This is a genomic window from Shinella sp., assembly GCF_049651085.1.
Taxonomy (GTDB): Bacteria; Pseudomonadota; Alphaproteobacteria; order Rhizobiales; family Rhizobiaceae; genus Shinella.
The window spans coordinates 1-20035 of sequence record NZ_JBASBL010000030.1 but is presented as its reverse complement, the minus strand read 5'-3'; the positions used below and the strand labels follow the sequence as shown (position 1 = coordinate 20035).

Annotated in this window: 19 protein-coding genes; 17 read left to right on the top strand and 2 right to left on the bottom strand. The window is 63.8% G+C overall.

What is annotated here, in order from left to right:
• Positions 1 to 2: 2 nt before the first annotated feature.
• The 15 genes from sdhA to WA950_RS20700 all read left to right on the top strand — a co-directional run bounded on the left by sdhA (position 3) and on the right by WA950_RS20700 (position 16596).
• Complete coding sequence (gene sdhA / locus WA950_RS20770) at positions 3 to 1844, top strand: succinate dehydrogenase flavoprotein subunit (protein WP_424553642.1); 1842 nt, start codon at positions 3 to 5, stop codon at positions 1842 to 1844.
• Between the two features lie 18 nt (positions 1845 to 1862).
• Positions 1863 to 2642, top strand: a complete 780-nt coding sequence (locus WA950_RS20765; RefSeq protein WP_424553641.1) for a succinate dehydrogenase iron-sulfur subunit — start codon at positions 1863 to 1865, stop codon at positions 2640 to 2642.
• Positions 2643 to 2784: 142 nt separating this feature from the next.
• Positions 2785 to 3324 (top strand): protease inhibitor Inh/omp19 family protein, encoded by a 540-nt coding sequence (locus tag WA950_RS20760; protein WP_424553640.1) that lies wholly within the window; start codon positions 2785 to 2787, stop codon positions 3322 to 3324.
• Between the two features lie 38 nt (positions 3325 to 3362).
• Positions 3363 to 4544 (top strand): cell division protein ZapE, encoded by a 1182-nt coding sequence (gene zapE, locus WA950_RS20755; RefSeq protein ID WP_424553639.1) that lies wholly within the window; start codon positions 3363 to 3365, stop codon positions 4542 to 4544.
• Positions 4545 to 4720: 176 nt separating this feature from the next.
• Entirely contained in the window at positions 4721 to 5683 is a 963-nt protein-coding gene (gene mdh, locus WA950_RS20750) for a malate dehydrogenase (protein ID WP_424553638.1), read from the top strand.
• A gap of 26 nt (positions 5684 to 5709) precedes the next feature.
• Entirely contained in the window at positions 5710 to 6903 is a 1194-nt protein-coding gene (gene sucC, locus WA950_RS20745; RefSeq protein WP_424553637.1) for an ADP-forming succinate--CoA ligase subunit beta, read from the top strand.
• A 17-nt stretch (positions 6904 to 6920) separates the two neighbouring features.
• The gene (gene sucD / locus WA950_RS20740) at positions 6921 to 7823 is read left to right on the top strand and encodes a succinate--CoA ligase subunit alpha (protein ID WP_424553636.1); all 903 of its coding nucleotides are present in this window, start codon (positions 6921 to 6923) and stop codon (positions 7821 to 7823) included.
• A 145-nt stretch (positions 7824 to 7968) separates the two neighbouring features.
• Positions 7969 to 10965 carry a 2-oxoglutarate dehydrogenase E1 component gene (locus WA950_RS20735; protein ID WP_424553635.1) on the top strand — a complete coding sequence of 999 codons (2997 nt, stop codon included), beginning with the start codon at positions 7969 to 7971 and terminating at the stop codon, positions 10963 to 10965.
• A gap of 47 nt (positions 10966 to 11012) precedes the next feature.
• A complete protein-coding gene (odhB, locus tag WA950_RS20730; RefSeq protein ID WP_424553634.1) occupies positions 11013 to 12248 on the top strand; it encodes a 2-oxoglutarate dehydrogenase complex dihydrolipoyllysine-residue succinyltransferase in 1236 nt (411 codons plus the stop codon).
• A gap of 11 nt (positions 12249 to 12259) precedes the next feature.
• Positions 12260 to 12667: an MAPEG family protein gene (locus tag WA950_RS20725; protein WP_424553633.1), complete on the top strand. Its 408-nt coding sequence runs from the start codon at positions 12260 to 12262 to the stop codon at positions 12665 to 12667.
• A gap of 34 nt (positions 12668 to 12701) precedes the next feature.
• Positions 12702 to 13346: a LysE family translocator gene (locus tag WA950_RS20720; RefSeq protein WP_424553632.1), complete on the top strand. Its 645-nt coding sequence runs from the start codon at positions 12702 to 12704 to the stop codon at positions 13344 to 13346.
• A gap of 3 nt (positions 13347 to 13349) precedes the next feature.
• Positions 13350 to 13838: a hypothetical protein gene (locus tag WA950_RS20715; RefSeq protein WP_424553631.1), complete on the top strand. Its 489-nt coding sequence runs from the start codon at positions 13350 to 13352 to the stop codon at positions 13836 to 13838.
• A complete protein-coding gene (locus WA950_RS20710) occupies positions 13826 to 14587 on the top strand; it encodes an SDR family oxidoreductase (RefSeq protein WP_424553630.1) in 762 nt (253 codons plus the stop codon). Before WA950_RS20715 ends, WA950_RS20710 begins: the two co-directional genes overlap by 13 nt.
• Before the next feature lie 23 nt (positions 14588 to 14610).
• Positions 14611 to 16017 (top strand): dihydrolipoyl dehydrogenase, encoded by a 1407-nt coding sequence (lpdA, locus tag WA950_RS20705; RefSeq protein ID WP_424553629.1) that lies wholly within the window; start codon positions 14611 to 14613, stop codon positions 16015 to 16017.
• Positions 16018 to 16101: 84 nt separating this feature from the next.
• The gene (locus tag WA950_RS20700; RefSeq protein ID WP_424553628.1) at positions 16102 to 16596 is read left to right on the top strand and encodes a DUF2867 domain-containing protein; all 495 of its coding nucleotides are present in this window, start codon (positions 16102 to 16104) and stop codon (positions 16594 to 16596) included.
• On the opposite strand, the gene WA950_RS20695 is transcribed toward WA950_RS20700, so the two are convergent.
• Positions 16580 to 17662, bottom strand: a complete 1083-nt coding sequence (locus WA950_RS20695; protein ID WP_424553627.1) for a TraB/GumN family protein — start codon at positions 17660 to 17662, stop codon at positions 16580 to 16582. The two genes, WA950_RS20700 and WA950_RS20695, sit on opposite strands and share 17 nt — an antisense overlap.
• Positions 17663 to 17743: 81 nt before the next feature.
• Entirely contained in the window at positions 17744 to 18679 is a 936-nt protein-coding gene (locus WA950_RS20690) for a tyrosine recombinase XerC (protein WP_424553626.1), read from the bottom strand.
• Between the two features lie 256 nt (positions 18680 to 18935).
• On the opposite strand from WA950_RS20690, the gene WA950_RS20685 reads away from it, so the two are divergent.
• Both WA950_RS20685 and WA950_RS20680 read left to right on the top strand, forming a co-directional pair.
• Positions 18936 to 19265 (top strand): hypothetical protein, encoded by a 330-nt coding sequence (locus WA950_RS20685; RefSeq protein WP_424553625.1) that lies wholly within the window; start codon positions 18936 to 18938, stop codon positions 19263 to 19265.
• Positions 19266 to 19578: 313 nt separating this feature from the next.
• Positions 19579 to 20035 (top strand): hypothetical protein (locus tag WA950_RS20680; RefSeq protein WP_424553624.1); only part of this gene is annotated, 457 nt, incomplete at its 3' end.

The window sequence follows — 20035 nt, the reverse complement described above, 5'->3', positions numbered from 1 at the left end:
TCATGGCAGCGATCTCCTCCCCGGCGGCCAACGGCAAGGCCTATAACTATGTGGACCATTCCTTCGACGTGATCGTCGTGGGCGCCGGCGGCGCGGGTCTGCGTGCAACGCTCGGCATGGCCGAGCAGGGCCTCAAGACGGCCTGCATCACCAAGGTTTTCCCGACGCGTTCGCACACCGTTGCCGCCCAGGGCGGCATCGCGGCCTCGTTGCAGAACATGACGCCGGACTCGTGGCAGTGGCACCTCTACGACACCGTCAAGGGCTCCGACTGGCTCGGCGACGTCGACGCCATGCAGTATCTCGCCATGGAAGCGCCGAAGGCGGTCTATGAACTGGAGCACTACGGCGTGCCCTTCTCGCGCAACGAGGAAGGCAAGATCTACCAGCGCCCGTTCGGCGGCCACATGCAGAACTACGGCGAAGGCCCGCCGGTGCAGCGCACCTGCGCCGCCGCAGACCGGACCGGTCACGCCATCCTGCACACGCTCTATGGCCAGTCGCTGCGCAACAATGCGGAATTCTTCATCGAATATTTCGCGCTCGACCTGATCATGTCGGCCGATGGCCGCTGCACCGGTGTCGTCGCCTGGAACCTCGATGACGGCACGATCCATCGCTTCTCCGCTAAGATGGTGGTGCTGGCGACCGGCGGCTACGGCCGCGCCTATTTCTCCGCCACCTCGGCGCATACCTGCACGGGCGATGGCGGCGGCATGGTCGCTCGCGCCGGCCTGCCGTTGCAGGACATGGAATTCGTCCAGTTCCACCCGACCGGCATCTACGGCGCCGGCTGCCTCATCACCGAGGGCGCACGCGGGGAGGGCGGTTATCTCGTCAACTCCGAAGGCGAGCGCTTCATGGAGCGCTATGCGCCGTCGGCCAAGGACCTTGCCTCGCGCGACGTCGTCTCGCGCTGCATGACGATGGAAATCCGCGAAGGCCGCGGCGTCGGCAAGAACAAAGACCACATCTACCTGCATCTCGACCATCTCGATCCGGGCGTTCTGCACGAGCGCCTGCCCGGCATTTCCGAGAGCGCGAAGATTTTTGCCGGCGTCGACGTGACGCGCGAGCCGATCCCGGTCCTGCCGACCGTTCACTACAATATGGGCGGCGTTCCGACGAACTATTGGGGCGAAGTGCTGAATGCAGACAGCCAGAACCCGGAGCGCATCGCGCCCGGCCTGATGGCGGTCGGCGAAGCCGGCTGCGCCTCGGTGCACGGTGCAAACCGCCTCGGCTCCAACTCGCTGATCGACCTCGTGGTCTTCGGCCGCGCCGCTGCGATCCGCGCCGGCCAGGTGATCGACCGCGAAGGCGCCGTCCCCGCGCTGGACATCGCTGCCTGCGACAAGATCATGGACCGCTTCGACCGCCTGCGGAATGCCAATGGCGGTACGCCGACGGCAATCCTGCGCGACAAGATGCAGCGCACCATGCAGGAAGACGCGGCCGTGTTCCGCACGCAGGAATCGCTGGAAAGCGGCTGCAAGCGCATGACGGCGATCTGGCAGGAAATGCCGGACGTCAAGGTCACCGACCGCTCGATGATCTGGAATTCCGACCTCGTCGAGACGCTGGAACTGGAAAACCTGATGGCCAACGCCATCACGACCGTCTATGGCGCCGAGGCCCGCAAGGAAAGCCGCGGTTCGCATGCCCGCGAGGACTATGCGACCGGCCCGCTTGGTGGCCGCGACGACGTCAACTGGCGCAAGCACACGCTCGCCTGGGTGAACGAGGCGGGCGACGTGAAGCTCGACTATCGCCCGGTGCATACCGACCTCATCGCGGACGGGATCGATCCCAAGAAGATCGAACCCAAGGCGCGCGTCTACTGATCCCGAGGAGAACAGGACATGGTTGAACTCGCTCTCCCGAAGAACTCGCAGATGACCGAGGGCAAGGTCTGGCCGAAGCCGGCCGGCGCCACGAACACCCGCGAGCTGCGCATCTATCGCTGGAACCCGGACGACGGGAAGAACCCGTCGATCGACACGTTCACCATCGATGTCGACGATTGCGGCCCGATGGTTCTGGACGCGCTGCTCTACATCAAGAACAACATCGATCCGACGCTGACGCTGCGCCGCTCCTGCCGCGAAGGCATCTGCGGCTCCTGCGCCATGAACATCGACGGCACCAACACGCTCGCCTGCACCAAGGGGCTGGACGAGGTGAAGGGCACCGTGAAGGTCTATCCGCTGCCGCATCTGCCGGTGGTCAAGGACCTTGTTCCGGACCTGACGAACTTCTACGCCCAGCACCGTTCGATCGAACCGTGGCTGAAGACCGTGTCGCCGACGCCCGCCAAGGAATGGAAGCAGAGCCACGAGGATCGTCTGAAGCTCGACGGCCTCTACGAGTGCATCCTGTGCGCCTGCTGCTCGACTTCCTGTCCGAGCTACTGGTGGAACGGCGACCGTTATCTCGGCCCGGCCGTCCTGCTCCAGGCCTACCGCTGGCTGATCGACAGCCGCGATGAAGCCAAGGGCGAACGCCTCGACAATCTCGAGGATCCCTTCCGCCTCTATCGCTGCCACACGATCATGAATTGCGCCCAGGCCTGCCCGAAGGGCCTTAATCCGGCCAAAGCAATCGGCGAGATCAAGAAGATGCTGGTCGAGCGCCGTCTCTGACCTAGATAAGCACCGTTTACGAAACGTGAGGTGGCGGTTCGGCAAATCGGGCCGTTCCACCTTGATTCGTGCGGGCGATTCACGTTAATTCGGCGGGAATTGTTGCACAGCAGCAGTATCGGCAGATATCGGGAGTATCGACATGCGGATTGTACATGTAGCGGGCGGACTGATGATGGCGCTTGCTCTGGCTGGTTGCCAGCGGACTGCGTCGATGGACAGCGTGAACACGCGGCAGAACATCACGCCGCTCGAAGCCCAGCCGATCGGCACTGTTTCGTCCAGCCAGCTTCCCGATCCGACCACCAATACGAGTGGCCAGTTCCCGGACAAGCCGGCGACCGATACGGCGATGGCGACCGGTGTCGGCGGCGCGGGTGATGCTGCCGCGGCAAGCGCGCTCGACGTCAAGAAGGAAGCCATGGTCGGCAACTGGCGCGTGGCAAGCGGCCCGTCCTCTTGCGACATGTTCCTGACGCTCACCAATCTTGGCGGCGGCTCGCGTGGCGGCACGCGCGGTTGCGCGGGCGAATTGACCGCGATGGGCTCCTGGGAAGTTGCCGGCAAGCAGGTCGTCCTGAAGGATCGCGGCGGCAATCCGATCGCGCGTCTCTACAAGACGGCGGATTCCCGCTTTGACGGCTCGACCAATTCCGGCCAGCCCGTCAGCCTCTCGCGCTGATCCGGCTTTCCTGAAACAGATACGGATATTTTCCGCCCATGGCCAAGGACTGGGACAGGGTTGCGACGCATTCGGACCGTGGCGTCTTGGACAAGCTCGCGGCCCTTGTCGCAAGCGGTGAACTGAAGCCCGACCCGGCCCAGAAGGCGATGGCGGCGCGGTTCGATCGTCTGCTCGTCGAGGTCCACGCCCAGCGCCCGGCGCGTAAATCGAGCGCGCTCGGCTGGCTCTTCGCCTCCCGCAAGCCCGAGACCGCAAGCGTCCCGAAGGGGCTCTACATTCATGGCGGCGTCGGGCGCGGCAAGACCATGCTCATGGACATGTTCTTCGAGCTGGCGCCCATCAAGCGCAAGCGGCGGGCGCATTTCCATGAATTCATGGCGGATGTGCACGAGCGCATCCACAAGCACCGGCAGAAGCTGAAGGCGGGCGAAACGAAGCAGGCCGATCCGGTGCCGCCGGTCGCCGCGAGCCTGATCGAAGAGGCGCGGCTTCTCTGCTTCGACGAGTTTTCGGTGACGGACATTGCCGATGCGATGATCCTGTCGCGCCTCTTCGGCGAGCTGTTCCAGCGCGGCTGCATCCTCGTGGCGACGTCGAATGTCGAGCCGGACAATCTCTACAAGGATGGTCTCAATCGCGGCCTCTTCCTGCCTTTCGTCGATCTGCTGAAGCGGCATGTCGAGATCATGCCCCTCGATTCCATGACGGACTACCGCCTGGAGAAGGACAGCGGCCTGCCGGTGTTCCGTCACCCGCTGGGCGATGAGGCCGACATGGCGATGGATGCGGCCTGGCGGCGGGAGACAGCGGGCAGGACCGTCGGCACTGAGACGATTTCCTTCCGCGGGCGCAGCATCGCGGTGCCGCGGGCGGCGGGGCGCGTTGCGCGCTTCTCCTTTGCCGACCTGTGCGCGCGGCCGCTGGGCGCCGCCGACTATCTCCAGATCCTGTCGCACTACGACACGCTGTTCATTGACCACGTACCCCTTCTCGGGGCTGAAAAGCGCAACGAGACCAAGCGCTTCATCAATCTCGTCGATACGATCTACGATCATCGCGCGCGCCTTTTCGCGTCCGCCGCCGCCGCGCCGGAAAACCTGCTCGTCACCCGCAAGGGTACGGAAGGCTTTGAATTCGATCGCACGGTCTCGCGCCTTATCGAGATCCGCAGCACCGAATATCTTGCCGATCATCAGGCGCGATATGGTGAAACGTGACGGAAGCGTGACGGAAATTCTTACGTTTACGTAACAATTTTTATATCTAACCGATTGAAATACTTCAGTCCAAAAGTATGTATTGAATTTTTTACCTAGTCAGCGTAAGTCCTTGCGCCGAAAGGTCCCGCAATTGCGACATGAGGGACCGTTGATCGGAGCAAGAGGAAGCTTTCATGGCCCGCAAGAAGATCGCACTTATTGGTTCTGGAATGATCGGTGGCACGCTGGCGCATCTGGCCGGCCTGAAGGAACTGGGCGACATCGTCCTCTTCGACATCGCCGACGGCATTCCGCAGGGCAAGGGCCTCGATATCGCCCAGTCCGCGCCGGTTGAAGGCTTCAACGCCTCGCTGACGGGTGCGAGCGACTACGCCGCCATCGAAGGCGCGGACGTCTGCATCGTCACCGCCGGCGTCGCCCGCAAGCCGGGCATGAGCCGCGACGACCTGCTCGGCATCAACCTCAAGGTCATGGAACAGGTCGGCGCCGGCATCAAGAAGTATGCCCCGAACGCCTTCGTGATCTGCATCACCAACCCGCTCGACGCGATGGTATGGGCGCTGCAGAAGTTCTCGGGCCTGCCGAAGAACATGGTCGTCGGCATGGCCGGCGTGCTGGACTCGGCCCGCTTCCGCCTCTTCCTCTCCGAGGAATTCAAGGTTTCCGTCCAGGACGTCACCGCTTTCGTTCTCGGCGGCCATGGCGACACGATGGTGCCGCTCGCCCGCTACTCGACCGTCGGCGGCATTCCGCTCACCGACCTCGTCAAGATGGGCTGGGTCACCAAGGAGCGCCTCGAGGAAATCATTCAGCGCACCCGTGACGGCGGCGCCGAGATCGTCGGCCTGCTGAAGACCGGCTCGGCCTATTACGCGCCGGCTGCCTCGGCAATCGAAATGGCCGAATCCTACCTCAAGGACAAGAAGCGCGTCCTGCCCTGCGCGGCCTACCTTTCCGGCCAGTACGGCGTGAAGGACATGTATGTGGGCGTTCCCACGATCATCGGTGAAGGTGGCGTCGAGCGCATCATCGAGGTGGAATTCAACAAGGCCGAACAGGAAGCCTTCGAAAAGTCGGTCGGTGCCGTTGCGGGTCTTTGCGAAGCCTGCATCAACATCGCGCCTTCGCTGAAGTAGTTCGGTATCCAGACAGGATCTTTCCCATGAACATTCATGAATATCAGGCCAAGGCTCTGCTCAAGAGCTTTGGCGCACCGGTCGCCGAAGGCGTTGCCATCTTCTCCGCCGACGAGGCGGAAGCTGCTGCCAAGGCGCTTCCCGGCCCGCTCTACGTGGTCAAGAGCCAGATTCACGCCGGTGGCCGCGGCAAGGGCAAGTTCAAGGAACTCGGCCCCGACGCCAAGGGCGGCGTGCGTCTTGCCTTCTCGATCGACGAAGCCAAGGCTCATGCCAAGGACATGCTCGGCAACACGCTCGTGACCGCGCAGACCGGCGAAGCCGGCAAGCAGGTGAACCGCCTCTATATCGAAGACGGCGCCGACATCGAGCGCGAACTCTACCTCTCGCTGCTCGTCGACCGCTCCGTCGGCCAGGTAGCCTTCGTGGTCTCCACCGAAGGCGGCATGGACATCGAGGCCGTCGCGCATGACACGCCGGAAAAGATCGTCACCGTCGCGATCAACCCGGAAGCCGGCGTCACCGCCGCCGACCTGGCTGCGCTGACCTCGGCACTCAAGCTCGAAGGCGAAGCCAAGGCTGATGGCGAGAAGCTGTTCCCGATCCTCTACAAGGCCTTTGTCGAGAAGGACATGAGCCTGCTCGAGATCAACCCGCTGATCGTCATGAAGAACGGCCGCGTGCGCGTTCTCGACGCCAAGGTCTCGTTCGACGGCAACGCGCTGTTCCGCCACGACGACATCAAGGCGCTGCGTGACGAAACGGAAGAAGACGCCAAGGAAATCGAGGCCTCCAAGTGGGATCTCGCCTATGTGGCGCTCGACGGCAATATCGGCTGCATGGTCAACGGCGCCGGTCTTGCCATGGCGACGATGGATATCATCAAGCTCTACGGCAAGGAGCCGGCGAACTTCTGTGACGTCGGCGGCGGCGCCGGCAAGGAGAAGGTCGCTGCGGCCTTCAAGATCATCACGGCGGACCCGAAGGTCGAGGGCATCCTCGTCAACATCTTCGGCGGCATCATGAAGTGCGATGTCATCGCCGAGGGCGTCGTTGCTGCCGTGCAGGAAGTCGGTCTCAAGGTTCCGCTGGTCGTTCGCCTCGAAGGCACGAATGTCGAGCTTGGCAAGAAGATCCTGAACGAATCCGGTCTGGCGATCACCGCCGCCGACGATCTGGACGACGCCGCCAAGAAGATCGTCGCCGCGATCAACGGCTAACTGAAGGACCTGACCTAATGTCGATTCTCGTCAACAAGAACACCAAGGTCCTCGTTCAGGGCCTGACCGGCAAGACCGGTTCCTTCCATACCGAACAAGCGCTGGCCTACTACGGCACGCAAATGGTCGGCGGCATCCACCCGAAGAAGGGTGGCGAAACCTGGACCGGCTCGAAGGGCGAAAGCCTGCCGATCTTCTCCTCGGTTGCCGAAGGCAAGGAAAAGACCGGTGCGGACGCATCCGTGATCTACGTTCCGCCGGCAGGCGCCGCGGACGCGATCATCGAGGCGATCGACGCCGAGATCCCCTTCATCACCTGCATCACCGAAGGCATCCCGGTTGCCGACATGGTCCGCGTCAAGGCCCGCCTCGACCGTTCCAAGTCGCGGCTGCTCGGTCCGAACTGCCCCGGCATCCTGACGCCGGAAGAGTGCAAGATCGGCATCATGCCGGGCTCGATCTTCCGCAAGGGTTCGGTCGGTATCGTCTCGCGCTCCGGCACGCTGACCTATGAAGCCGTCTTCCAGACCTCCAACGAAGGCCTCGGCCAGACGACGGCTGTCGGCATCGGCGGCGATCCGGTCAAGGGCACTGAATTCATCGACATTCTCGAGATGTTCCTGGCCGACGACGCCACGACCTCCATCATCATGATCGGTGAAATCGGCGGTTCGGCCGAAGAAGATGCGGCGCAGTTCCTTATCGACGAAGCCAAGAAAGGCCGCAGGAAGCCGATGGCCGGCTTCATCGCGGGCCGCACGGCACCGAAGGGCCGCACCATGGGCCATGCCGGCGCTGTCGTTTCCGGCGGCAAGGGTGATGCTGAATCCAAGATCGCTGCGATGGAAGCTGCGGGCATCCGCGTTTCGCCGTCGCCGGCACGTCTGGGCAAGACCCTGGTCGAAGTCCTCAAGGGCTGACATACGAAACGGGACGGGCCGGCTGAAAAGGCCGGCCTGTCCTTCACTTTCCGGCCCCGTGCGGACAGCACGGCCGGGCGGCAAGCCGGGGAAAGCCCGGTCAACACGATCGTTCGGGAGGCGGGCGCGGCGCCCGCAAGACACCATGGCACGGCAAGACGCCAACGAACAATTTCTGGCCACGTCCTTCCTCGACGGAGCGAACGCGGCCTATATCGAACAGCTCTACGCCAAGTACGAGGCGGATCCCGCCTCCGTCGGCGAGGAATGGCAGGCCTTTTTCAAGGCCCTCGAGGACCAGCCCTCCGATGTCGTGAAGGCCGCCAGGGGCGCCTCATGGAAGCGCGCGAACTGGCCGATCGCCGCGCAAGGCGAACTCGTCTCGGCGCTCGACGGCAACTGGGGCGTCGTCGAAAAGGTCATCGAGAAGAAGGTGCAGGCGAAGGCCGAGGCCGTTGCCGTGCAGGCCGGCACGCCGGTCAACCAGGCTGAGGTCAACCAGGCGACGCGCGACAGCGTGCGCGCCATCATGATGATCCGCGCCTACCGCGCCCGCGGTCACCTGCATGCCAAGCTCGACCCGCTCGGCCTTGCCGACCCGGTTGACGACTACAACGAGCTTTCTCCCTCGAACTACGGTTTCGAGGAGAAGGATCTCGACCGCAAGATCTTCATCGACAACGTGCTCGGCCTCGAATACGCGACCGTGCGCGAGATGGTCGAAATCCTCGTGCGGACCTATTGCTCGACGATCGGCGTCGAGTTCATGCATATCTCCAACCCGGAAGAAAAGGGCTGGATCCAGGAACGCATCGAAGGCCCGGCCAAGGGCGTCGACTTCACGTCGGAAGGCAAGAAGGCGATCCTGCAGAAGCTGATCGAGGCGGAAGGCTTCGAGCAGTTCATCGACGTCAAGTACAAGGGCACCAAGCGCTTCGGCCTTGACGGTGGTGAAGCGCTCATCCCGGCGCTCGAACAGATCATCAAGCGCGGCGGCCAGCTCGGCCTCAAGGAAATCGTGCTCGGCATGGCGCACCGTGGCCGCCTCAACGTTCTGACAAACGTGATGGCCAAGCCCCACCGCGCCGTCTTCCACGAGTTCAAGGGCGGCTCCTACGCGCCCGACGACGTGGAAGGCTCGGGCGACGTGAAGTACCACCTCGGCGCCTCCTCGGACCGCGAGTTCGACGGCAACAAGGTGCACCTGTCGCTGACCGCCAACCCCTCGCACCTGGAAATCGTCAACCCTGTCGTCATGGGCAAGGCCCGCGCCAAGCAGGACCAGATGGCGAAGGTCTTCGAGGGCGACATCATTCCGCTGTTCGAGCGGGCGCAGGTCATGCCGTTGCTTCTGCACGGCGACGCGGCCTTTGCCGGGCAGGGCGTGACGGCCGAAATCCTCGGCCTGTCGGGCCTGCGCGGCCATCGTGTCGCCGGCACGGTCCACGTCATCATCAACAACCAGATCGGCTTCACCACGAATCCGGCCTTCTCGCGCTCCTCGCCCTATCCGTCGGATGTCGCGAAGATGATCGAGGCGCCGATCTTCCATGTGAACGGCGATGATCCGGAAGCGGTGACCTACGCTGCCAAGATCGCGACCGAATTCCGCATGAAGTTCCACAAGCCGGTGGTGCTCGACATGTTCTGCTATCGCCGCTTCGGCCATAACGAAGGCGACGAGCCCGCGTTCACCCAGCCGAAGATGTACAAGGCGATCCGCGCCCACAAGACGGTCGTGAACCTCTACGCTTCGCGCCTGATCGCCGAAGGCGTCATCAGCGAGGGCGAATTCGAGAAGATGAAGGCTGACTGGCGCGCCAACCTCGAACAGGAATTCGAGGCCGGTCAGTCCTACAAGCCGAACAAGGCCGACTGGCTGGACGGCGCCTGGTCGGGCCTGCGCTCGGCCGACAACCAGGACGAACAGCGTCGCGGCAAGACGTCCGTGCCGATGAAGCAGCTGAAGGAAATCGGTCGCAAGATCTCGACCATTCCGGAGGGTTTCAAGGCTCACAAGACCATCCAGCGCTTCATGGACAACCGTGCGCAGATGATCGAGACGGGCGAGGGTATCGACTGGGCGATGGCGGAAGCGCTTGCCTACGGTACGCTCTGCGTCGAAGGCACGAAGATCCGCCTTTCCGGCCAGGATTGCGAACGCGGCACGTTCTCGCAGCGCCACACGGTCCTCTACGATCAGGAGACCGAAGACCGCTACATCCCGCTCGCCAACCTCTCGCCGACGCAGGCGCGCTACGAGGTCATCAACTCGATGCTCTCGGAAGAGGCGGTGCTCGGCTTCGAATACGGCTACTCGCTTGCCCGTCCGAACGCGCTGACGCTCTGGGAAGCCCAGTTCGGCGACTTCGCCAACGGCGCACAGGTCGTCTTCGACCAGTTCATCTCGTCGGGTGAACGCAAGTGGCTGCGCATGTCGGGTCTCGTCTGCCTGCTGCCGCACGGCTATGAGGGCCAGGGCCCTGAGCACTCCTCCGCCCGCCTCGAACGCTGGCTGCAGATGTGCGCCGAGGACAACATGCAGGTCGCCAACGTCACGACGCCGGCGAACTACTTCCACATCCTGCGCCGTCAGGTGAAGCGCGACTTCCGCAAGCCGCTGATCATGATGACGCCGAAGTCCCTGCTGCGCCACAAGCGTGCGGTCTCCTCGCTGTCGGAACTGGCGGGCGAAAGCTCGTTCCACCGCCTGCTGTGGGACGACGCCGAGGTCATCAAGGACGGCCCGATCAAGCTGCAGAAGGACGCCAAGATCCGCCGCGTCGTGATGTGCTCGGGCAAGGTCTACTATGACCTTCTGGAAGAGCGCGAAAAGCGCGGCATCGATGACGTCTACCTGCTGCGCCTGGAACAGCTCTATCCGTTCCCGGCCAAGGCGCTGATCAACGAGCTGTCGCGCTTCCGCAATGCCGAGATGGTGTGGTGCCAGGAAGAGCCCAAGAACATGGGCGGCTGGGCCTTCATCGACCCCTACCTCGAATGGGTTCTTGCCCATATCGACGCCAAGTATCAGCGCGTGCGCTACACCGGTCGTCCGGCCGCAGCCTCGCCGGCAACGGGTCTGATGTCCAAGCATCTCGCGCAGCTTGCTGCCTTCCTCGAGGACGCGCTGGGCGGTTGATCCGCCCGGCTTCCCTAAACGACAGATCAACGAACGGAACTTAACTCATGGCTACCGAAATCCGCGTCCCGACTTTGGGCGAATCCGTTAGCGAAGCAACCATCGGCACCTGGTTCAAGAAGGTCGGCGACACGGTCAAGGCCGACGAGCCGCTCTGTGAGCTCGAAACCGACAAGGTGACGATCGAAGTGCCGGCGCCGGCCTCCGGCGTCCTGTCGGAAATCACGGCCAATGCCGGTGATACGGTCGAGCCGGGCGGCCTGCTCGGCCAGATCTCCGCCAGCGCATCCGCGGGCGCCGCAGCGCCGGCCGCTGCCGAAAAGGCCGAGAAGGCTGCCGCTGCGCCGGCTGCCGAAGCCAAGCCTGCTGCTGCTTCCTCCGCCATGCCGGCCGCGCCGGCCGCCGCCAAGCTGCTTGCTGAAAGCAACCTGTCGGCCGATCAGGTCGATGGTTCCGGCAAGCGTGGCCAGGTGCTGAAGGGCGATGTCATCGCCGCTGTCGCCAAGGGTATCACCGCGACGCCGGCCGCCGCCGCCGAGCCGGTCAAGGTTGTCGCCCGTCCGGCCTCCTCCGAGGCCGATGCGCCGCGCGAAGAGCGCGTGAAGATGACGCGCCTGCGCCAGACGATCGCCAAGCGTCTCAAGGATGCGCAGAACTCTGCCGCCATGCTCACCACCTATAACGAGGTGGACATGTCGGCCGTCATGGACCTGCGCGGCCGCTACAAGGATCTCTTCGAGAAGAAGCACGGCGTCAAGCTCGGCTTCATGGGCTTCTTCACCAAGGCCGTGACCCACGCGCTCAAGGAGCTGCCGGCGGTCAACGCCGAAATCGACGGCACCGACATCATCTACAAGAACTACTGCCATGTCGGCGTCGCCGTCGGCACGGACAAGGGTCTCGTGGTTCCGGTCGTGCGCGATGCCGACCAGATGAGCATTGCCGAGATCGAGAAGGAAATCGGCCGCCTCGGAAAGGCCGCCCGTGACGGCGCGCTGTCGATGGCCGACATGCAGGGCGGCACGTTCACCATCTCGAACGGTGGCGTCTACGGCTCGCTGATGTCCTCGCCGATCCTCAATGCCCCGCAGTCGGGCATCCTCGGCATGCACAAGATCCAGGAGCGTCCGGTCGTCGTCGGCGGCCAGATCGTCATCCGTCCGATGATGTATCTCGCGCTCTCCTACGATCACCGCATCGTCGACGGCAAGGAAGCGGTGACCTTCCTCGTGCGCGTCAAGGACAGCCTGGAAGATCCGGAACGTCTCGTTCTCGATCTCTAAGGGAGGTTCCTATGGAGGCGGCACTCGCATCCCCCCTGCTTGCGCTGGTTGGCTGGAGCGTCGTGCTGCTCTTCGTCCACGTCATGCTGCAGGGCATGACGGCGACACGCGAACTCGGATCGGCATGGAATGCCGGTCCGCGGGACGAGGGAAAACGCCCGGCCGGCGCGCTTGCCGGGCGGGCTGAACGGGCGTCCACGAATTTTCGCGAGACCTATCCGGCCTTCGTCGCGCTCGCTTTGGCCCTGGCGATTGCCGGAAAGGGCGAGGGACTGGGGCTGGCGGGCGCCTGGACTTGGTTCGGCTTCCGCATTGCCTATATTCCGCTCTATCTTGCGGGCATTCCCTATATCCGGTCGCTCGCCTGGCTTGGCGCGGGGGTCGGCCTCATGATGATGTTCGTCGCGCTCGTGTTCTGATCGTGGTGCCGCGCGGGGCGCGGCCGGAGGAAACATGCATCCCTATCTGTTCGAGCTTGCTTCCCTGATGGCGATCTTCTCCTTCGCTATCGTTTCGCCCGGTGCGGACCTGGCCATGGTCATGCGCCAGTCGCTCGTGCATGGACGGCGTGCGGCGATCGTCACGTCTTTCGGCATCGGCGCATCGCTGATGTTTCACCTCACCTATACGATCCTCGGCCTCGGCCTCATCATTTCCCAGTCGATCTACCTCTTCAACATCGTGAAGTGGTGCGGCGTCGCCTATCTCGTCTATATCGGCGTCAAGGCGCTGCGCGCCAGCAAGGCCGACCTTTCCGTCGCGGCGGTGAAGGACGGCGAAGAGGGCAAGGGCGAGCAATCCCTGCTGCGCGCTTTCGGCCTCGGTTTTCTGGCCAATGCACTGAACCCGAAGGCCGTTTTCTTCTTCCTGTCGATCTTTTCCACGGTCGTCAGCGCACACACGCCCATGGCCGTCAAGTTTGGTTATGGCCTCGTCATGGCCATATGCCTCATCGCCTGGTTCGTCAGCGTCTCGCTCTTCATGACGACGCCGCGCATGCGTGCCGCCTTCGGCCGGGCGAGCCAGTGGATCGACCGGGCGAGCGGCCTCGTCTTCATCGCGCTCGGCATCAAGCTCGCCACGGAAAAGGCGCACTGAGCCATGCGCATCGCCCTCGTCCTTGCCGGATTGCTTGCCGCAACCGCCGCTTCAGCGGCGGAGTGCAGGCAGGACCGCGCGATCTATGCGGATCGTGATGGCGGCTACGAGCTGGCCTTCGAGCCCGTCGGCTCCGCTGCGGCCGCGACAAGCCATCATTTCAAGCTGAAGGTTCTGGCAAGCGGCGTGGTGCTCGACGGAATCGTCATGCCCGGCGACGATCCCGTGCGCTCGAATGGCATGGTCATGTACAATTGCCCGGAAGGGGACGTAACCGGCGAGGAGATCGCCGCATGCACGGTCTGGGAAGGCGTGATCTACGCGCTTGACGGCAGTGACGCCGCACTCCTGCCCGAGGAGGGCGCCAAGGCGGCCGAGAACCTGCTGCTTGCCGGCTTCGGCCCGTCGCTGCGCTACTCCACCCTGTGGGACACCGGCAAGGCGAGCGTGGTGCCCTGGGACCAGTTCAAGCGAAAAGGATGCGCGGCGTGACGGAGGCTCCCGTTCTTCTCGTCACCGGCGGCAGCCGTGGCATCGGCGCCAGCGTCTGCCGTCTGGCCGGCGCGGCCGGCTGGCAGGTTGCGGTGAACTATGTTTCCAACCTTGCGGCCGCCGAGGCGGTGGTCGGGGACATACGCGCGGGCGGCGGTTCGGCCATCGCCGTTCAGGGCGATGTCGGCAGCGAGCTCGGCCTCGCCTCGATCTTCTCGGCCATCGACGGCACCTTCGGCCGGCTGGACGGGCTGGTGAACAATGCCGGTATCGTCGCGCTGCCGCAGCGGGTGGACGAAATGTCCTCCGAGCGGCTGGAGCGGATGTTCGCGGTCAATGTCATGGGCTCGATCCGCTGTGCGCAGGAAGCGGTGCGCCGCATGTCGACGCGCCACGGCGGCAGCGGCGGTTCGATCGTCAACATGTCGTCCGTGGCGGCTCAGCTGGGCTCGGCGGGGCAATATGTCGACTACGCCGCCAGCAAGGGCGCTATCGAAAGCTTCACCATCGGTCTTGCCCGCGAGGTAGCGACGGAGGGCGTGCGCGTCAATCTCGTGCGCCCCGGCATCATCGATACCGAAATCCACGCCTCCGGGGGCCTCCCGGACCGTGCGCGCGACATGGCATCGCTCATCCCGATGCAGCGGCCGGGCACGGCCGAGGAAGTCGCCCGATCCATTCTCTATCTTCTCTCCGATGCGGCATCCTATGTGACGGGTGCCGCCCTCAACGTCAGCGGCGGCCGCTAGGCCCGCGCAGGAAGGACTTTGTCATGGCATATGATCTCATCGTTATCGGTTCCGGCCCCGGCGGCTATGTCTGCGCCATCAAGGCGGCACAGCTCGGCCTGAAGGTCGCGGTCGTCGAAAAGCGCACGACCTATGGCGGCACCTGCCTCAATGTCGGCTGCATCCCCTCCAAGGCGCTGCTGCACGCATCCGAAATGTACAACCACGCCGCCCATGGCATGGATGTCCTCGGCATCGAGGGTGTGAAGCCGACGCTGAACCTTTCCAAGATGATGGCGCACAAGGATGCGACAGTGAAGTCGAACGTCGACGGTGTCGCCTTCCTCTTCAAGAAGAACAAGATCGACGGCATCCAGGGCACCGGCAAGGTGCTCGGCCAGGGCAAGGTCTCCGTCACCAACGACAAGGGTGAAGAGCAGGTTCTGGAGACGAAGAACATCGTCATCGCCACGGGTTCCGACGTCGCCGGCATTCCGGGCGTTCCGGTCGATATCGACGAGAAGGTCATCGTTTCCTCGACGGGCGGTATCGCGCTCGAAAAGGTGCCTGCCCATCTCGTCGTCGTCGGCGGCGGCGTGATCGGCCTCGAGCTCGGCTCGGTCTGGGCCCGCCTCGGCGCCAAGGTCACCGTCGTTGAATATCTCGACGCGATCCTCGGCGGCATGGACGGCGATGTCTCCAAGCAGTTCCAGCGCATGCTCGCCAAGCAGGGCATGGAGTTCAAGCTCGGCGCCAAGGTGACGGGCGTCGAGAAGGCGGGTGCCGGCGCCAAGGTGACCTTCGAGCCGGTCAAGGGCGGCGATGCCACCACGATCGAAGCCGATGTCGTGCTGATCGCGACCGGCCGCAAGCCCTACACCGAAGGCCTCGGCCTTGCCGAAGCCGGCGTCGCGCTCGACAACCGCGGCCGTGTCGAGATCGACAACCACTTCCAGACCAACGTTGCCGGCATCTATGCCATCGGCGACGTCGTGCGCGGCCCGATGCTCGCCCACAAGGCGGAAGACGAGGGCGTCGCGCTTGCCGAAATCCTCGCGGGCCAGGCCGGTCACGTGAACTATGACGTCATTCCGGGCGTCGTCTACACCCAGCCGGAAGTCGCCTCCGTCGGCAAGACGGAAGAAGAACTGAAGGCTGCGGGCGTCGCCTACAAGGCCGGCAAGTTCCCCTTCACCGCCAACGGCCGCGCCCGCGCCATGGTCGCGACGGACGGCTTCGTGAAGGTGCTCGCCGACAAGGAGACGGACCGCGTGCTCGGCGTGCATATCGTCGGCTTCGGCGCCGGCGAGATGATCCACGAGGCGGCCGTCCTGATGGAATTCGGCGGTTCTTCCGAAGACCTCGGCCGCACCTGCCACGCCCACCCGACCATGTCGGAAGCCGTCAAGGAAGCGGCCCTCGCAACCTTCTTCAAGCCGATCCATATGTGATCCTGTCAGGCGGCTGCGACAACCGGCCGCCTGTCTTCCACGGCCGAACAGAGGCAGCATGGGGGAGCCTACAAGGAGGCTCCCATGTCGCCCGTGTCGAGACCCGTCTCGCTCCCCCATCCGCTTCTGCCCGCCGCCGACTGGGCGGACCGCTTCACGCTCGGCCTGCCCGTCAACAATCTCACGGCACGCGAGGCGGCGCGGCTTGCGCTCGAATATCCGCCGGGCTGGGTGCGCAGGCTCATGGTGCTGCGCAACGCGCTCGTCGCGCCCTTCGGCCTGAAGAGCGCGGCGGAAAAGGTGGCGACCTCCGACACCGAGATCGGCGGCTTTCCGGTGGTGAGCGTCAGCGATGACCGGGTGGTGCTCGGCTTCGACGACCGGCATCTCGATTTTCGCATCGTCATCGACGTGCGGCAGGACCGGCCGAGTGGCCAGACCCTGAGCGTGATGACGCTCGTCCACCGCAACAATCTGATCGGCCGGCTCTATCTCGCCGCCGTCATGCCCTTCCACAAGCTGATCGTGCGCACGATGCTGTCGGGAATCGGGGCGCGGATCGTCAATTCACCGCCGTGACCGAAAAGCCCTGCTTGCGCAGGAGTTCGACCACGCCTTCCGGACCGGGCAGGTGCAGTGCGCCGACGGCCATGAAGACATTGCCGCCGGCAAGGACCGGCGCGGCACGGTCCGCCATGATGTGGTTGCGGTCGACGATGATGCGCTGTTCGAAATCGGCATAGGCTGCGGCATCGTCGTTCGTTTCGGGGCTTGCCGCGCGCGTCATCGGCATGATCATGCCGACATCGCCGGCAAGGTAGAGCTGGCTCATCGTCTCTATGACGTCCTCCAGCGTATCGCCGAGTTCCACCGTTTGCACGAGGCCCTGGACCTGCGGCTCGACGGGGAGTGAATCAAGGGCGGAAATCTGCTCGATCAGCGTTTCGAGGCCCTTCAGCGTCTTGCCGTCCGAAAGGGCGTCCCTGGCAAGGCGCTGGTCGAGGAAGGCGGCGCCGGCCGATTTGCGGGCGATCTCGCAGGCCGGCAACGCGATGAAGCTGGCGATCATCCAGGGCTTCATGCGGCCGAGGGCAGCGAGAGAAAGACCGCGTTTCTTCAGCCCTTCCGCCAGCGTCTTCGCGTCTTCCTTGTCGAGGAAGTCGGTGATGGACTTGCCGTCCGTGAACATGGTGAGGTCCGGACGGGCCATGATCGCCATGCTGGCCTTCTTCTCGTCGGCGATCTCATCCGATTCGATGATGATCGTCGCGGCGTCGGCATAGGCGGAGCGGGCGGCTTGTGGCATGGCGAGGACACGCGGGTCCGTCACATGCATGGTGCCGAGCAGCCAGGACGCGGGCTGGCCGGCCTTTTCGATCTTCCAGAAGATGCCCCGGCCATTCGGCACGGCGTCCGCCTCGGCGCGCAGCCTCGCGAAGCCGGCCGGGTCGTCCTTCTCAAATTTCGCAAGCAGGTTTTCGCCGCCGCAGGCCGGTGGCTCCTGCGCCTGGGCCGGTGAAAGCGTCGCGAGCACGAGGAGGAAGGAAAGCGCGACCAGCACATGGATGGCGGCGATAATCCAGAGGCCAGCATCGGCCAGCCGTTCGGCCAGCACCGGGCGGCTTTTTCGAAGAAGGACTGTCATGGTCGAACTCCCTGCATTTTGGGCGGACCCTAATGCCGATCTGCCTCACAATTTCTTAATGAGGCTCACTCTCAACAAGGCTCAGGCGCGCGGATGAGCGCGATCGTAGATTTCGAGCAGCCGGGCCGAATCGACGCCAGTATAGACCTGCGTGGTGGAAAGGCTGGCATGGCCGAGCAGTTCCTGGATGGTGCGAAGATCCCCGCCGCCGGCCAGAAGATGCGTGGCGAAGGAGTGGCGCAGTGCGTGGGGCGTCGCGCTGTCCGGCAGGCCGAGCGCGCCGCGCATCTTCTGCATCTCCCGCTGGATGATGGCCGGCTGCAATGGCCCGCCGCGCGCGCCGCGAAAGAGCGGCTTGTCGTCGGTCAGCGGGATGGGGCAGAGCTTGATATAGTCCTCGACGCCCGATAGCGCCGCCGCGATCAGCGGCACGATGCGCGTCTTGTCGCCCTTGCCGTTGATGCGCAACGAGGTGGGGCTTCCGGCGAAATCGGCGGGTGTCAGCGACAGGGCTTCGGAGATGCGCAGGCCGCAGCCGTAGAGCAGGACGAGAACGGCGGCGTTGCGCGCGCGGATCCAGGGTTCCTCGGCTAGTTGCTCATGGGCGTCGACGACGGCGATGGCCTGCCGGTCAGAGAGCGGCTTGGGTAGCGATTTCGGCTGTTTCGGCGAGCGTACGGCAGCGGCGCCCGCTGCATTGGCAAGCCCCTTGCGCTCAAGATGGCGCAGAAACGAACGAAGGCCGGCAAGGCCGCGGCCGAGCGTGCGCGCGCCCGCACCGTCGCGGCGCCGGGCAGCCAGGAACCCGCGCAGGTCCGCCGGGCGCAGGTCCCCGATATCCTTGAGCCGGGCCGGAGCGGCGAGATGCCCGGTGAGGAAGGCGAGGAACTGGCGCGTGTCGCGCTCATAGGCTTCGAGCGTGTTGTCCGAAAGGCGTCGCTCTTCGGCGAGCGCGGCGAGCCAGCCCTGCCGCTCGGCCATCAGCGTCTGGTCGGCGATGATGAGAAGTTCGTTCATGTCCTGCCCCTTGGCGGTTTGCCGCAGGATGGACGATTGGCGTTAGGGATTTGCTAAAATGAGGCGGTTGAAGGATGCAGTCAGCTACGCTAACCAACCAAGTGGCCCGGGATTCCGGCTTCCGTCAGCGGCGGCGCATCACAACGAGACCGGTTGCAGTTGAATAAGATCGATCCATGCGCATCGCGCATGGACACCAGAAAGGGCTCTGGCCTCAATTCGAGATAGGCCGCAAAAGACTAGGTGGAATTGAAAGATGAACCAACTAAGAAACTTCACGCTGGCAGCAAAAAACCTTGAAGGTTGCTGCATGAGAATCCCCACCGAAGGGTGGTTCTCGCTTCCTCACGATGGTGGCGTCAACGGCATGGAGATCGATGACTTCACGGCCTGGCTCCATACGCTTGATACGCAATTCGAGTGGGAGGAGGGTGGCATGAAGTACATCGATGGCGAGACCGGTCTGGTTCGACATGCGAAATGCGGAGACTATCTCTGTCAGTTTCGCGATGAAAACGGCAAGGAGCTGCTCTTGAATCTCGATGAATACGTATTCAAGTGTCTATTCTCCGCGCGCATCGACTGAGATGAAGCGGGCGGCCCGCACAGAGCCGCCTTCTGCTTTGCTTTAAGCTTCACTCACTCGACAGCTACGGCTCCGCACGCCAGCAAATCTCAAAAATCGACTTCGGTTTCAGGAATGAACGCTTCCGACATGAACTTGTCGTGTCGCGCTGGTTTTCCGCGATCACCAAAAGGAATGGGGCGAGGGCGCGCGTCGATCGATTGCAGTTTTCGAGGAGCAGGCCGCGCCTCGGGAGCCGAAGGAATTTTCGAAACGCGGCCTCGGCGGACGGCAATGTCCGGCGACTATTCATACCGCACGCTAAGGAAATGGAATGCAATATCTGCCATGGGATGCTCGTCTACGACGGTTCATCGAAAAGCTGAAGATCACCGCACTTGTGACCGCGTGCCGCATCGCCGGTCCGCGCTTTGCCGCGAAATTCATCGTCGGCCGGGCGGATTTCGACGACTATGTGCCGGGCCGTCCGACGGTCGTCGCGCTCACCCGGCCGCTGTTCAACAAGGATATCGCCGAGCTTGAAAAAAGAACGGCGCTGAACTGGGTATGCATCAACAACGAGTTCCTTGGCCATGTCCAGAAGGCCTGGTGCCCGCCCGAGATGCGCGCCCAGACCAAATACCAGAAATATCGCGCTGCTGATTATGCGCGCGCCTGGAGCCGGCTCGATGCCTTTGGCGATCACCTCGTCCAGGAACTCCGCGCCCGCACGCCGGTCGATGCCTTCATGACATCGCATATCGACTATTGGCAGGCGGAAGGCGCCCGGC

What these genes read in the sequence shown, in the direction of transcription:
- sdhA (WP_424553642.1), top strand. Translation starts at nt 3, where the DNA reads ATGGCAGCGATCTCCTCCCCGGCGGCCAACGGCAAGGCCTATAACTAT.
- WA950_RS20765 (WP_424553641.1), top strand. Translation starts at nt 1,863, where the DNA reads ATGGTTGAACTCGCTCTCCCGAAGAACTCGCAGATGACCGAGGGCAAG.
- WA950_RS20760 (WP_424553640.1), top strand. Translation starts at nt 2,785, where the DNA reads ATGCGGATTGTACATGTAGCGGGCGGACTGATGATGGCGCTTGCTCTG.
- zapE (WP_424553639.1), top strand. Translation starts at nt 3,363, where the DNA reads ATGGCCAAGGACTGGGACAGGGTTGCGACGCATTCGGACCGTGGCGTC.
- mdh (WP_424553638.1), top strand. Translation starts at nt 4,721, where the DNA reads ATGGCCCGCAAGAAGATCGCACTTATTGGTTCTGGAATGATCGGTGGC.
- sucC (WP_424553637.1), top strand. Translation starts at nt 5,710, where the DNA reads ATGAACATTCATGAATATCAGGCCAAGGCTCTGCTCAAGAGCTTTGGC.
- sucD (WP_424553636.1), top strand. Translation starts at nt 6,921, where the DNA reads ATGTCGATTCTCGTCAACAAGAACACCAAGGTCCTCGTTCAGGGCCTG.
- WA950_RS20735 (WP_424553635.1), top strand. Translation starts at nt 7,969, where the DNA reads ATGGCACGGCAAGACGCCAACGAACAATTTCTGGCCACGTCCTTCCTC.
- odhB (WP_424553634.1), top strand. Translation starts at nt 11,013, where the DNA reads ATGGCTACCGAAATCCGCGTCCCGACTTTGGGCGAATCCGTTAGCGAA.
- WA950_RS20725 (WP_424553633.1), top strand. Translation starts at nt 12,260, where the DNA reads ATGGAGGCGGCACTCGCATCCCCCCTGCTTGCGCTGGTTGGCTGGAGC.
- WA950_RS20720 (WP_424553632.1), top strand. Translation starts at nt 12,702, where the DNA reads ATGCATCCCTATCTGTTCGAGCTTGCTTCCCTGATGGCGATCTTCTCC.
- WA950_RS20715 (WP_424553631.1), top strand. Translation starts at nt 13,350, where the DNA reads ATGCGCATCGCCCTCGTCCTTGCCGGATTGCTTGCCGCAACCGCCGCT.
- WA950_RS20710 (WP_424553630.1), top strand. Translation starts at nt 13,826, where the DNA reads ATGCGCGGCGTGACGGAGGCTCCCGTTCTTCTCGTCACCGGCGGCAGC.
- lpdA (WP_424553629.1), top strand. Translation starts at nt 14,611, where the DNA reads ATGGCATATGATCTCATCGTTATCGGTTCCGGCCCCGGCGGCTATGTC.
- WA950_RS20700 (WP_424553628.1), top strand. Translation starts at nt 16,102, where the DNA reads ATGTCGCCCGTGTCGAGACCCGTCTCGCTCCCCCATCCGCTTCTGCCC.
- WA950_RS20695 (WP_424553627.1), bottom strand. Translation starts at nt 17,662, where the DNA reads ATGACAGTCCTTCTTCGAAAAAGCCGCCCGGTGCTGGCCGAACGGCTG.
- WA950_RS20690 (WP_424553626.1), bottom strand. Translation starts at nt 18,679, where the DNA reads ATGAACGAACTTCTCATCATCGCCGACCAGACGCTGATGGCCGAGCGG.
- WA950_RS20685 (WP_424553625.1), top strand. Translation starts at nt 18,936, where the DNA reads ATGAACCAACTAAGAAACTTCACGCTGGCAGCAAAAAACCTTGAAGGT.